This is a genomic window from Streptomyces sp. NPDC048461 (assembly GCF_055587105.1).
On record NZ_JBVJGW010000040.1, the window covers coordinates 15,452 to 28,283 of the forward strand.

Here is a 12,832-nt window from a genome sequence, read left to right on the forward strand (position 1 = left end):
CCGCCCCACCCCGCCGCGCCCCGCCCGCGTGGGCGGGCGGTCGGGCTCAGAACGGCAGGCCGTTGCGCGTCGTGACGCCGATCAGCGAAACCGTCGCCGCCGTGATGCCGACGTTGCCGACCGCCTGCAGGGCCACTCGCCCCGGTGTCTGCACGTCCACCCCGAGCGTGGTCTTGACGTCCATGCCGAGCCCCGCCTTCAGGTGCAGCCCGCGGCCCGCGCTCAGGTTCAGCGCCCCCCGCGCCGACAGCGTCAGATCGCCGCCGGAGTCCACCTCGACGCCGCGGGCCCCGTGAATGGTCACGGTCCCGTCGCTGCTGACCGTGAGGGTGGTCTGCGCCTCGTTCAGCTGCACCGTCACGCCGCCGTCGCCGGTGCGCAGCCGGATGCCGCTCGACGCGCGGGCCGCCCCCGCCCGCTCCAGCAGCTCCACCGTGTGACCGCTGCGGGCCGTCAGCGCCCGCCAGTTGACCTTGCCGGCCGTCGGGTCGACCGCGGGGATGCCGTCGGGCTCGCGGGTCGCCCGGTCCACCCCGTTGTAGAGCCCGGCCAGGACGTACGGGTGCTCCAGCGAGCCGCGGTCGAAGGCGCACAGCACCTCGTCGTTGACGTCCGGCAGCAGCAGCCCGCCGCCACCGGCGCCGCCGAACTGGGCGACCCGGCACCAGCCGCTCTCGTACGTGTCCGAGAGCCAGGGGAAGCGCAGCCGGACGCGGCCCATCCCCAGCGGGTCCTTGACGTTGGTGACCAGCGCCACCGCCACCCCCGGCAGCGGGGCCGCGGATTCGGCGGCCCCGCTGCCGCCCGAGGCGAGCCCGTACAGCGAGCGGAACTGCCGGCCGGAGACGGTCAGCCAGGTGACGTACGGCTGCCCGGAGGCGAACACGTGACGGACACCGGTCGCCGTGTACTTGCCCTCGAACGGGAACCCCGCGCCCTTCACCGCGACCGGCCGGCCCGGCATCAGCCCCGGATTGCCGGTGACCGCCACCTCCAGCTCCGCGAAGGAACCCGCCACGTCGTCGGCCAGCGCCCGCGCGGCGTGCGTGACCTCCGAAGGGGTCGTGTAGGGGACGCGGGTGGCGTCCAGCCCGGCCTGCCCGAAGGGCGCCGTGAGCTGCGCCGGGGTGAGGTCCGCCACGATGTCCGCGGTGGTGCCCGCCGGCGCCGGCGCGGCCAGCGGCCGCTTCGTCAGCATGTCCCAGCCGCGCACGGTGACCTGGCCGACCTGGCCGGCGGAGGTCAGCGCCACCCGGCTCTGCAGCGTGTTGTGCCCGAACTCCAGGACGTACGGGCTCTGCAGCGCGGGCGTCGTGTCCGCGGGGGCGCCCGCGGCGGGAGCGAGCGGCGCGAAGTCGAGCTTCCCGTCCGGGTCGAAGGAGAGCCGGACGTCGTTCTCCGCCGCCAGCCGGTTCAGGTAGTCCCAGTCGGTGGTGCCGGGCTGGGTGGCCAGCTCGTACACGGTGGGTGTGGCCGCCACCCTGCCCAGGGCGAGCCCGTTCTGGGAGGCGAGGCGGCGCACGATGTCGGAGGCCGTCATCTGCGGGTAGCCCGCGACCCGGCGGTTGCGCAGCAGCCGGTGGCCGGGGTCGTACCCGCGCAGCACCAGGCGGCGCCCGGTGCCCGGCTCGGCGTCCACCTCCATCGCCGTCACCTCTCCGGTGATCAGCGGGGTGCCGCGGACGCCGTCCGTGAACGGGCTGATCACCGCCTTCGAGCCGACGGTGAGCTGCGGGTAGCGGCGGGTCAGGGTGCCGTCGCCGTCGGCGAAGGCCAGCAGGAACGCGGAGGGCACGTTCACGCTCGCATCCACCCAGCCCTCGGTCAGCAGCGAGGCCAGGGGGTCGGGCAGCACCGAACCGCCCAGGACGACGTGCAGGACGGTGGTGAAGGTGTTCTCGCTCATGCGGCACGCTCCGAGCCGGCGGGGAGGAGGAGTTCGGTCCCGGGGCGCAGCCGCATCGGGTCGTCGATGCCGTTGGCCTCGGCTATCACCCGCCAGCGCGTCGGATCGCCGTACTCGCGCCAGGCCAGCGAGGCGAGCGTGTCACCGGCCACGGTGCGGTGGACGCGGCGGGCCGACAGGGCGCCCGAGGTCGGGTTCTGGCCCTTGGCGGACGTCGGGATCTCGGTCAGGGCGAGCGAGCACGTGGCGCGCAGCGGCGTGCCGTTCGGGCTGAACAGGGTGTAGGTCGCGCTCGCGTTCGTCACGTACGCCGTGAACTGCACCGTGCTGAACGAACCCCAGGAGAACTTCACCCAGGGCGGCGACGGGGCCTGCGAGGTGACGCTCTGCTCGGTCACCTCGCAGCAGGAGAGCAGCAGTTCGACCTGCTTGAGGACGGTGCCCGAGCCCGGGGTGCCGGAGGAGTCGAGGAACACGTCGACGCGCAACTGCGCCGGGCTGACGCCGGTGAACTTGGACGGAGCGCCCCGCGTGTAGGCGACGGCCGGATCGTTGCGCCAGTGGGCGGACCGGGACAGCTGGAGTTGGCGGGGGTTGAACTGGAAGCGCACTTCGCCGAGCAGACCGCCGACGGCCCCTCCGAGGACGGCGGGCGGCTGGTGGACGGCGAGCGCGGCCCGTGAGAGCCCTGCGGCGGCGCGGCCGCCGGTGGGGGCCGCCATCTCAGACCCCTCCGGCGTCGGTGAACCCGTGGTGTGCGATCTCCAGGGTCTCGGTGGCGACGGCCGGGGAGGCCGGATTCAGGGTCGGGCCCGTCCAGCGCACCGGCAGCACCTCCACCAGGCCCCACTGGGCGACGACGGAGCCGTCGGCGCGCAGGGCGGCGATCTGGGCGGTGGGACGGGTGATGCCGGTGGCGAGGGAGGAGATCCAGGCCGCGACACGGGCGGTGTCGGCGGTGAGGGGGCGGGTGAGGCGGATGGTGGAGAAGGTGACGCGGGTCGGCAGCTGCCAGACGAACCCGTTGTTCCCGCCCTCCTGGTGCTGCTCGATCTCGACCTGGGAGGAGAGCCCGTCGCAGCCGTTGAACAGCCCGAGGTTCTGGCCGTCGATGCTCAGCTTGAAGAAGACCGTGGATCCGGGGTCGGGGGGCGTGGGCATGCGGGACTCTCTGTTCGGGGTCGGTGTCGGGGTCGGCGCGCTGTGGTGCGGGGGCGGGGTGGGGTGGGGTGGGTGTGTCGGCGGGGTCAGCGGTCGCGGAGGCGGCCGAGGCGTTCGCGGTCCCCGCGCAGTTCGGCGCGCAACAGCCGCGAGAGCGGGGCGACGAGGCGCCGGGCGAGGGCGTCGAGTTCGGCCTGCGGTGGGGGCTGCGGCGGGGACGGCGGTTCGTCGTCCGGGGCGACGGGGTGCGGTGCGCCGGGTGCTGCGGTGGCGTGGACGGCCTGTACGGGAACCGGAGACGGCGGGGGCGGGGGCGGGGGCGGCGCGGGCGGTGCGGAGGCGGCCACGGCGGACGGGCGGACGATCCGTTGCACGGGGACGGCTCTGGCCGGAGCCCCGGGAGCGGCGGGTGCCGGGGGCGTGGGGGCGGGCGGACCCGGGGCGGTGTGCGGGCCGAGCGGGGCGAGCGGCAGGGGCGCCGCACCGGCGGGTACGGCAGAGGTCCGCCGCAGCACGGCGGGCGCCGCGGGCCCCGGTTGCGGGGCGGGCCCCGCCGGGGCGATCGGCCGCCCGGAGGCCAGGGGGGCCGGAGCCACGGGTGCGCGCTGGATCCGGGGCGCGGGAATCCGTACGGAGGGGAGGGGCAGGGGTGCGGGTGCCGGTGTTGCGGACGCGGCCGGTGCCGGGGGCGGGGGCGGTGTGGGCGCGGGCTCCGGAGCCGGGGCCGGCTTGATCGGGGCGCCGATCAGGGGACGCCGGACCCTGGCCGCAGGCTCCTCGGCCAGGGCGCGCTGCACCCGCCGTACGAGGGGCTTGCGGGTCCCCGTGCCCGACCCCGGGGGAGGAACGGGCACGGGGACGTCGAGGGCTCCTGCGAGGAGCGGTTCGGGGGGTGTCGCGGCCGGCCCTTCAGCGGTGGCAACGGACGCGGGGAGGGGCACGTCCGGGGAGCCGACGGGCCGCAGCGTCCGCGAGGGCACCACGGGCCGGGGCGCGGAGGTCAGCGGCGCACCGGCGCGGGAGGCCCGTTGCACGACGGGTACGGGCCGGGCCGGGTGGGCCGACTGCGCCCGTTGCACCGGGCGGACGGGCGGGACACCGGCCGGCGGACGCGGCGGGGCGTCCGCGGACGGGGCACGTATGCCGGGGGTCTGCGGCTCGTACTCCGTACGGATCGGCGGCGACGGGAAGCCGCTGCCGCGCACGCCGTGCTCGACGTCGGGGGCGGGGCCCTGGCCGGGCGGGTACGTGGCAGCGGTGGCGGTGGCGGTGGCGGGCGAAGTGCCGTCGTCCGCGCCCGCGTTGCCGTGACCGGTGTCGCGCACGGCCCCGGCGCGGTGTGCCTGCGGCGGGTGGGCGCGCTGGACCGTGTTCCGGGCCGGCTCGGTGGTAGGCGTCGGGGACGGTGCCGGGCGCTGCACGGGGGAGGCCGTCACGGGTGTCGGTGTTCCGGCGGAGGCGGGCCGGAGCGCCGGAAGGGTGGCGCGGTGCTGCACCTGACCCGCGGGGGAGGAGCCGCCCGCGTTCCGTTCGACGGGGCTGCCTGTCGGGGGCAGCGGCCGGGGTGCCGGAGCGGCGGTTGCAGCTCCCGGGGTGGTGAGCCCCTGGACGGGCGGCGGTGTAGCGGACGCGCGGGCCGTGCCGCTGGGGCGGTGCTCCACGGGGGCCTGCGCCGAACGGGGCACCGGGGACCCGGCCGCTGCCGTGGCTGCGGGGCCGGTGGTGAGCCCGGGGGCGGTGGCTGCAGGAGTCGAAGTGCGGGGTGTCGGCGTCGCCGCGTCCCCGGCCGGGGCCGACGGGAGCGGCGACCGCCAGGTTCCGCGCTCGGGTGCCGCGGCGGTGGCTCGCTGTACGGGATGCGGGGGAGGCGTGGTGGGGGCGCCCGGGGCCAGGGGCTGTGTGGTGGGTGCGGGGGTGTGTGCCGTACCGGGTGGCGTGCTTGCGGGGTCGGTCGTTGCCTCGGGGGCGATGGCCGGAGGTGTCGGGGCCGGGGCCGGGGCCGGGATCGTGGCGCTGTGCCCCGCCGGGGCGGGCGTGCGCGGGGCGGTGGCGGCCCGCTGGACGGGGCTCGGGGGCGTGGTGGCGGCGCGTGGGGTCTGGGGCTGTGTGGTGGGCGCGGGGGCCTGTGCGGTAAGGGGTGCTGTGGTTGCGGGGTCGGTCGCCGGCTCGGGGGCGATGGCCGGCGGTGTCGAGGGCGGCGCGGTCCTGGCGCTGTGCCGGCCCCCCGGGGTCGCCGTGCGCGGGGCGGTGGCGGCTCGCTGTACGGGGTGCGGAGGCGTGGTGGGGGCGCCCGGGGTCTGGGGCTGTGTGGTGGGCGCGGGGGCCTGTGCGGTAAGGGGTGCTGTGGTTGCGGGGTGGGCCGTCGGCTCGGGGGCGATGGCCGGTGATGTCGAGGCCTGGGGCGCGGTCGTGGCGCTGTGCCGCCCCGCCGGGGTCGGCGTGCGCGGGGCGGTGGCGGTTCGCTGTACGGGGTGCGGAGGCGTGCTGGGGGCGCCCGGGGTCGGGGGCTGCGTGGTGGGTGCGGGGGCCTGTGCCGTACCGGGCGGCCGGGGTCCGGTCGCTGCGGCGGCCGGGTGCTGGAGCGGAGACGGTGCCGTCGGGGTGGCTTCGGCCGTCGGCGCACGGTCCGGAGTCGGGGCCGGAGCCGTCGTAGGGGTGGGGCTCGTGGACGTGGATGTCCTGCCGGCGGAGCGGGATGTCGGCGGGCGCTCCGGGGACGAGGGCACGGTCGGGGCTGTCGGTACGGGCGTGAAGGGCGCGGCCGTAGTGGTGGCTTCGGGCGTCGGTGCGGGGTCCGGGGCCGGGCCTGTCGTCGCCGTGGGGGTGGGGCTCGCGGGGTGGGGCGACGCGGCGGGTGCGGTGCCGGACGCCGCCGGGGCCGACGACACCGGCGCGGCGCGGCGGGGCGTCGGTTCGGGGGCCGTGGGCGACGGCTGCGGGGGATGAGGGGGCGTTCCCGCCAGGGGCAGGCGTTGCAGCGTCGGGGCGACGGAACGCGGGACCGGGCCCGGACCCGGGGGGACCGGTACGAGGGCGTCCAAGAGCAGGCCGGACGGAGCCGACGGCGCGACGGCGTGCCCGATCACGCCGTTGAAGGCCAGGGTCTGGCGCGTCGCCAGGGACGTGGGGAAGTTCCGGTCGGCCGTCAGCCGCGGCACGCCCAGCACGCGCTGGACGGGCGCCACGGCCGCCCACCCGCCGTCCGCCGGCGGTGCGGCCGCGGCCGCACCCGTCACCTCGTCCACACCTGCGGCTCCGGCTGCGGCCGGTCCCGTGCTCTCCAGCGCGCCGTCCCGCCCGCGCCGGCGTCGTCCGAACAGTCCCATCGTCCTCCCCTTCCCCTTCCGGTTCACCGCGCCGCCGCTGTCCCCGCTAGGCCGTCTCTTTCGGATCTTGTCGGCCGAGCCCGCGGCGTCTGGCGCCGTGCCTGGTCGTGCTGTCGGGGCGCCCGTGTACTGGACGTACTCGGTTGCCCTGGCAGTGCGGCCGGGCGCGGTGCCAGGCGTCGCGGGCCCGGCAAGATCCGAAGAGACGGCCTAGGCCTCCTCCTCCCACCGCGCCACCCTCCGTACGTACGCCTGCCGGTCCGCGTGTTCGAGATCGAGGATCGTGTCGAGGTCCCAGTGGAGGTGGTAGGCCAGGTACGCGGTCTCCTCCTCGATCCGGTCGGCCGCGTACGTCACGATTCCCCCAGGCGGCTCCCGGCCAGCTCGACCTCGAACGCGCCCTCGCAGTGCGGACACGACACGGCCGCACGGGTGTGGCCCTCCGCGTTGATCCGCCGGTAGAAGTCCTGGAGGAAGGCGAGGTCGGAGGCGAACATGTTCTCCACCGTCCCGTCGTGCACCGCCGCGAGCGTGCCGAGCCGCGTGATCACGCGGCCCAGCAGCACCACCGACAGGTACGCCGGGTTCTCGCGCACCCGGACGTCCCGCAGCGGGACCAGCTCGTCGCGGGCCGTGGCCAGCCGCATCGAGCCGCTCCGGTGCACGGCTCCGGACTCGTCCACGAAGCCGCGCGGGAGCTCGAACTCGAACTCCGTGCGCAGCGGCTCCCGTACGGCCGCACCCGGGCCGCCGGCCGGCACCTCTCCCGGGCCCTGCCCCTGACTCTGAGCCTGACCCGGTCCCTGCCCATGTCCCGGTCCCTGGCGTCGCATTACTCGATGACCAGCTCTTCGAAGGTGATGGTGACCTGCTCGGTGAGCGCCGACGCGGCGCCCGCCTTCACCGAGCTGACCTCCACCTTGGAGCACCATGCATTGCGCAGGTTGTAGCGGCGCACCGGGTTGTCCTGGTAGTCCATCATCATGATCGTGGCGTTCTTCCGGGCGGAGCCCATGTCGCCGTTGATGGAGGCGCTGATCCACTCGGTGAACGCGCTCGACTGGGTCGCGCCCCGCGTCACCGAGCACTGGCCGGCCTTCTTCACGCCGGGCAGCTTCTTGATGACGGGCCTGCCGTCCGCCGAGACCTGCTGGTACTCGATGACGTCCTGCTCCATGGACAGGCTGCTGACTTCCTGCAGGAACTCGACCATGACACCGTCGATCTGCAGGCCGAAATTGTGTGAGGTGAGCGCGTCACCCGGCTGAAGGGACATGCGGGGCTTCTCCTTGTACGGGGGTGTGGCGGGCGTGCGGACGGGCGTGCGGGCGTGGGGACGTGCGTGACGTGCATGGCGTGCGCACGGTCAAGCGACGGTCGACGGTCGACGGTCGCCGGTCGACGGTCGACGGGCGCTCGGCGGGAGGGGGCTCTACTCCTCCAGCTCCCCTCCACCACCCGAGAACTGCGCCAGCCGGAACACCACGAACTCGGCGGGCTTGACCGGTGCGATGCCGATCTCGCACACCACCCGCCCGAGGTCCACGGACTCGACGGGATTGGTCTCCGCGTCGCACTTCACGTAGAACGCGTCCTCGGGCCGCTGGCCGAACAGGGCGCCCGAGCGCCACTCGTTGACGAGGAAGGCCGAGATGTTGCGCCGGATCCGGGCCCACAGCGCCTGGTCGTTGGGCTCGAACACCACCCACTGGGTGCCGATCAGGATCGACTCCTCCAGGTAGTTGAAGTAGCGGCGCACGTTCAGGTAGCGCCATGCCGGGTCCGAGGCCAGGGTCCGGGCGCCCCACACGCGGATGCCGCGGCCCGGGAAGGCGCGGATGCAGTTCACGCCGACGGGGTTGAGCAGGTCCTGCTCGCCGCGGGTGATCTGGAGCTCCAGGTCGACGGCGCCGCGCACGACCTCGTTGGCCGGCGCCTTGTGCACGCCGCGCTCGGCGTCGTTGCGGGCCCATACGCCGGCCATGTGGCCGGACGGCGGGACCACCTTGGTCTGCCCGCTCGACGGGTCGAAGACCTTGATCCACGGGTAGTAGAGCGCGGCGTAGCGCGAGTCGTAACCGGCCACCTCCATGCGCCACTTGCGGATGTCGCGGGCGTTCAGCCCGGGCGGCGGGTCGAGGACCGCCATCCGGTCGCCCATCAGCTCGCAGTGCGCGACCATGCCGAGCTGAACCGCCTTGACCTGCTCCAGATCGATCAGACCCTGCTGGTAGGCGGCCATGAGGTCCGGGACGGCCACCATGTTGATCTCGTCCAGGGCCTCCAGTCCGCCGAATCCGGTGCGGTCGGCGGAGTCGCCGATGAACTGCGCGGATTCCAGCCGGTCTTCCCCGGAGGTCCGCACGGCTCCCGACGGGGCCGTGGCGGAGGAGGCGGGCGGTACGACCGTTGCGGGCACGGTCAAGGTCAGCGTCTGCGCCTCGGGCCGGGCCTGCGCCACACCCGGCGCGGACTCCTCGACCACGATGGTCTTCGACCGCTGACGGATCTGGGTGACGACGTAGTTGCGCGCCGATTTGCGGGCGCTGACGTCGAAGTCCTCGACGAGCGTGTCGCCGTCCTTGACCAGCAGTTTGAAGCGGTCGGCGCCGCCCTCGCCCTCGACGTCCTGGACCTCGACGGTCAGCGTCCCGCCGTCGGCCCGGCCGGCGGCGAGCGCCGCCACCCTGAACGCGCCGAGCGCGACGGCCTCGCCGACCGCGAGCTCCTGCGCGGTCGAGGCACCGGCCGGCCCGGACGCGGCGGACACTGCGGCCCGGCGGCCGCCGGCAGCGGGCGCCGGACGTCCGGCCGCGGGGGCGCCGCCCACCCGGACGACGTACGCCGCCGTGCCGCCGTTGTTGAAGAACCCGTACACGGAGTGCGCCAGGTAGCAGCCGTCCGTGAAATCACCGAACTCGGCCACGTACTGCGACCAGTTGGTCACCAGCGTCGGCTCGTTCAGCGGCCCGTGGGGAGCCAGCCCCACGAAGGCGGCGACGGACGTCCCCACTCCCTCGATGGGCCGGGACCCGCCGGCGACCTCTTCCACATAGACGCCGGGGGACAGGTAGGTGGGCACGCGGTGATCTCCTTGCGGTGGTGGGACGGGCCGGTTCCGCTGGTCAGACCGACCTTCGCCCATCCGCCCACCGCTGCGGGAGGACCGGGCGGACGGAGTCGGGGGCAGCCCGGGCTGCCCGCCCGTACCCCCCGCACCCGGCCGAAGTAACGTGGCTCCCGGCCGTGGTGCGGCGGATCGGGGGCGCGCGTGACGCAGGAGCAGGGCGTGGGAGACGCGACGGGCCTGCGGTTCCGGCTGCTCGGGCCGATGACCGCACGGGGGTCCGGCGGAGCGCCGCTGGCCCTGGGATCGAACCAGCAGCGGGCCCTGCTCGCCGTCCTGCTCCTGCGGCGCGGGCGCGCCGCGCCGATGGCCGAACTCCAGGACGCCCTCTGGGGGGAGCGGGTGCCACCGCGTGCCGTGGGCACCCTGCGCACGTACGTGTCCCGGTTGCGCTCCCTCTTCGAGCCGGACCGGCCCGCCCGCGCGCCGGCCAGGCTCCTGCTGTCCGCCCCCGACGGCTACGCCCTGCGGCTGCGCCAACCGGTCCTGGACATGGACCAGTTCGAACGGGGCCTCGCCGACGCCGCCCGGCTGCGCACCGCCGGCGAGACCCGCGAGGCGTACCGCACCCTCGGCGACGCGCTCGGACTCTGGTCGGGCACGCCGTTCGCCGGGCTCCCCGGCCCGTACGCCGAGGGGCAGCGGGACCGGCTCACCGAACTGTGGCTGACCGCCCGCGAGGACCACTTCCACAGCGCCCTGGAGCTCGGCCTCGACCGGGACATCGCGGCCGTTGCGGCCCTGCGCGCCTTCGCCGCCGAGCACCCGCTGCGCGAGAGGACCCAGGCCCTGCTCATGCTCGCGCTGCACCGCGCGGGCCGCTCCGGTGAGGCCCTCGCGGTGTACGAGGTCACCCGCAAGATCCTCGACCTGGAACTCGGGGTCCCGCCGGGGCCCGAACTGGCCGCACTGCACCGCAGGTTGCGTTCCCAGGCCGCCGCCGGTGGACCGGGCGCGGTCCGACCGGGAACGGATTCCCGGCCCGCGGCGGCCCCGGGGAGGGAGCGCGCGACACCCGGCGCGGCGTCCACGCCCGCGTTCCCCTTCACCGCGGCGGCGCCCTCGGCCTCGGTGGGCCCCTCCGCCATGACGGCACCGTCCGCCCCGGTGGCCCCCTCTGCCCCGGTGGAGCCCCTCGCTCCGGCGGGGGCCCTTGCCCCGGCGGGCCCCCTCGCCCCCGCGGCTCCGCTCGCCCCCGCGGTCGCGTTCGCCGGCCGGGCCGCGGAGACCGGCCTGCTCGCGCGGCTGCTCACCGGCGGGGCCGACGCCGTGCCCGTGGCCGTGCTCACCGGCATGCCCGGCATCGGCAAGACGGCCCTGGCCGGACACGTCGCCGAGCAGGTCCGCGGCTCCTTCCCCGACGGCGTGCTCCGGGTCTGCCTGCGCGGCGGCGCGGCCGAGGCCCTGGCCCGGCTCGTGCAGGCGCTGGGCGTGTCCCGCCCCGAGGTGCCCGACGGTCTGGAGGCCCGGGCGGCGCTCTACCGTTCGCTCCTGGCCGGGCGGCGCGTCCTCGCCGTCCTGGACGACGCGCACGACACCGCGGGACTGCTCCCGCTGCTGCCCGGAACCCCGGGCTGCGCCGCACTCGTCACCAGCACCGGGCGGGGTCTGCTCGTCCCCGGGGCGCGCCTGGTCGACGTACGGGAACTCGACGGGGCGGCGGCACTGCGGCTCCTGGAGGCCGCCGCCGGGCCGGTGCGCCCGGCGGGGGAGTCCGAGGCGCTGCGCGCCCTCGCCGGCCGGTGCTCCGGACTGCCGCTCGCCCTGTACCTGGCCGGGCGACGACTGAGCCTGGACCCCGCGCTGCCGGCGGCGGCCCTCGCGTCCGCGGACGGCCCCCGGCTGCTCGCCGCGCTGCGGGCCGACGGGCTCTCCGTCGAGGACCGGCTCCGCCGCTGCCACGCCCGCCTGACGCCGGCCGCCGCCCGGGCGTTCCGGGCCACCGCGGCGGCGCCCGACGCCTTCGGGCACGCGTGGGCCGCCGACGTGACCGGTGCCTCCGAGGCCGGCACGGCCGACGCGATCGACGAGCTCGTCGACTCGGGCCTGCTGCAGCCCGGCGCCTCGGCCAGCTACCGCTACCACCCGCTGGTCCGCGAGTTCGCCCGGCAGACCCCCGTCCCCTCCGCGCACTGACCCGTCCGGGGGGTCCGTACGGGCAGCCAGGTGTGCCCCCGGTCCGGTACGTTCGGGCACCGATCGGCCCGTCCGCGCCGCCTAGCCTTCCCGCATGACGATGTGGACCACTCTCGATCCGGCCGCCGTGGCCGTCGACCCCGGCGGCCGGACCACGGCCCGCCTGCGGGTGCGCAACACCGGGGACACGGTGGAGGAGTACCGGATTTCGATCGTGGGCGCCCCCGCCGGCTGGGCCCGGGTCGAACCGGGCACCCTGCGGCTGTACCCGGGCAGTGAGGGCACCGCGGAGATCTCCTTCGCACCGCCGCGTTCCCCCGACGCCCCGGCGGGGCCCGCTCCGTTCGGGATCCTCGTCGAACCGCGCGAGCACCCCGGGCAGCGTGACGTCGTCGAAGGGCGGCTGACCGTTGCCCCGTTCACCGAACTGCGCGCCGAACTGGTGCCGCCCAGCCTCGTCGGGCGCTTGCGGGGACGCGCCGCCGTCGCCGTGGACAACCTCGGCAACACCCCGCTGACCGCCTCGCTGACCGCCCGCGACGAGTCAGGCCGGCTCACCTTCGACATCCGGCCGAACGCGGTGCAAGTGGCCCCGGGGCGAGCGGTCTTCGCCGACCTGGAGGTCCGTCCGCAGTCGGTGAGCTGGACCGGCCGCGCCGAGACGCACCGGACGACCGTGACGGTCCGCCGCTCGGGGGACTCCGGGAACCTGGAACTGACCGGCGACTTCGAGCAGCGCCCGGTGCTCCCCGGCTGGCTGCTCTTCGCCGGGGGCCTGCTGGTCACCGGGGCGGTCGCCTTCGCCGTGCTCTGGTTCGGGTTCGCCCCGAAGGTGAACTCGGCCGCGGGCGAGGCGAAGACGGAGGCCGGGGCCGTGCTGCCCGACCCCCTCGGCGGGCAGACCCCGCTGCCCTCCGCGCCCGCCCCGCCCCCGGAGCCGCTCCCCGGCGGCGCCCTCCCGGGCGGTGACCCCGGGGCCGGCGGAGGGGGCGGCGGCGCCGCGGGCACGGGGGCCGCCCCCGGCGGAGGCGGCGGCGGGGGCGGCGCGGGCGGTGGCGGCGGCGGGACCCCGGCGGGGGGGGGCGGGGGGGGGGCGCCCCCCCCCCCCCGGGGCCCCCGCGCCCCCCCCCCCCGCCCCCCCCCGCGGGGGGGGGCCCCCGCCCCCGGGGCGGGGCC

General features: G+C 76.4%; 10 protein-coding genes. 2 read left to right on the forward strand and 8 right to left on the reverse strand.

Going from position 1 to position 12,832, the window contains the following annotated elements; genetic code table 11:
- Positions 1-46: 46 nt before the first annotated feature.
- The 4 genes from ACZ6S8_RS36875 to ACZ6S8_RS36890 all read right to left on the reverse strand — a co-directional run bounded on the left by ACZ6S8_RS36875 (position 47) and on the right by ACZ6S8_RS36890 (position 4,503).
- On the reverse strand, positions 47-1,906 hold the full coding sequence (locus ACZ6S8_RS36875; RefSeq protein WP_469462422.1) for a VgrG-related protein: 1,860 nt from the start codon (positions 1,904-1,906) through the stop codon (positions 47-49).
- The gene (locus ACZ6S8_RS36880) at positions 1,903-2,628 is read right to left on the reverse strand and encodes a CIS tube protein (protein ID WP_469462424.1); all 726 of its coding nucleotides are present in this window, start codon (positions 2,626-2,628) and stop codon (positions 1,903-1,905) included. The genes ACZ6S8_RS36875 and ACZ6S8_RS36880 overlap by 4 nt, the downstream gene beginning before the upstream one ends.
- A gap of 1 nt (position 2,629) precedes the next feature.
- Complete coding sequence (locus ACZ6S8_RS36885) at positions 2,630-3,067, reverse strand: phage tail protein (RefSeq protein ID WP_469462426.1); 438 nt, start codon at positions 3,065-3,067, stop codon at positions 2,630-2,632.
- Between the two features lie 86 nt (positions 3,068-3,153).
- The gene (locus tag ACZ6S8_RS36890; protein WP_469462428.1) at positions 3,154-4,503 is read right to left on the reverse strand and encodes a hypothetical protein; all 1,350 of its coding nucleotides are present in this window, start codon (positions 4,501-4,503) and stop codon (positions 3,154-3,156) included.
- Positions 4,504-5,731: 1,228 nt separating this feature from the next.
- Between ACZ6S8_RS36890 and ACZ6S8_RS36895 the strand changes: the two genes are divergently transcribed.
- The gene (locus ACZ6S8_RS36895; protein ID WP_469462430.1) at positions 5,732-6,013 is read left to right on the forward strand and encodes a hypothetical protein; all 282 of its coding nucleotides are present in this window, start codon (positions 5,732-5,734) and stop codon (positions 6,011-6,013) included.
- Between the two features lie 590 nt (positions 6,014-6,603).
- Here ACZ6S8_RS36895 and ACZ6S8_RS36900 read toward each other — a convergent pair.
- The 4 genes from ACZ6S8_RS36900 to ACZ6S8_RS36915 all read right to left on the reverse strand — a co-directional run bounded on the left by ACZ6S8_RS36900 (position 6,604) and on the right by ACZ6S8_RS36915 (position 9,475).
- On the reverse strand, positions 6,604-6,750 hold the full coding sequence (locus ACZ6S8_RS36900; RefSeq protein WP_469462431.1) for a hypothetical protein: 147 nt from the start codon (positions 6,748-6,750) through the stop codon (positions 6,604-6,606).
- Positions 6,747-7,226: a hypothetical protein gene (locus ACZ6S8_RS36905; RefSeq protein ID WP_469462433.1), complete on the reverse strand. Its 480-nt coding sequence runs from the start codon at positions 7,224-7,226 to the stop codon at positions 6,747-6,749. The genes ACZ6S8_RS36900 and ACZ6S8_RS36905 overlap by 4 nt, the downstream gene beginning before the upstream one ends.
- Positions 7,226-7,669 (reverse strand): phage tail protein, encoded by a 444-nt coding sequence (locus ACZ6S8_RS36910; RefSeq protein ID WP_383931163.1) that lies wholly within the window; start codon positions 7,667-7,669, stop codon positions 7,226-7,228. Before ACZ6S8_RS36910 ends, ACZ6S8_RS36905 begins: the two co-directional genes overlap by 1 nt.
- A 156-nt stretch (positions 7,670-7,825) precedes the next feature.
- Positions 7,826-9,475, reverse strand: coding sequence for a phage tail sheath family protein (locus tag ACZ6S8_RS36915; RefSeq protein WP_469462435.1), 1,650 nt, complete (start codon positions 9,473-9,475; stop codon positions 7,826-7,828).
- Between the two features lie 207 nt (positions 9,476-9,682).
- Between ACZ6S8_RS36915 and ACZ6S8_RS36920 the strand changes: the two genes are divergently transcribed.
- On the forward strand, positions 9,683-11,656 hold the full coding sequence (locus ACZ6S8_RS36920) for an AfsR/SARP family transcriptional regulator (RefSeq protein WP_469462437.1): 1,974 nt from the start codon (positions 9,683-9,685) through the stop codon (positions 11,654-11,656).
- Positions 11,657-12,832: the final 1,176 nt, after the last annotated feature.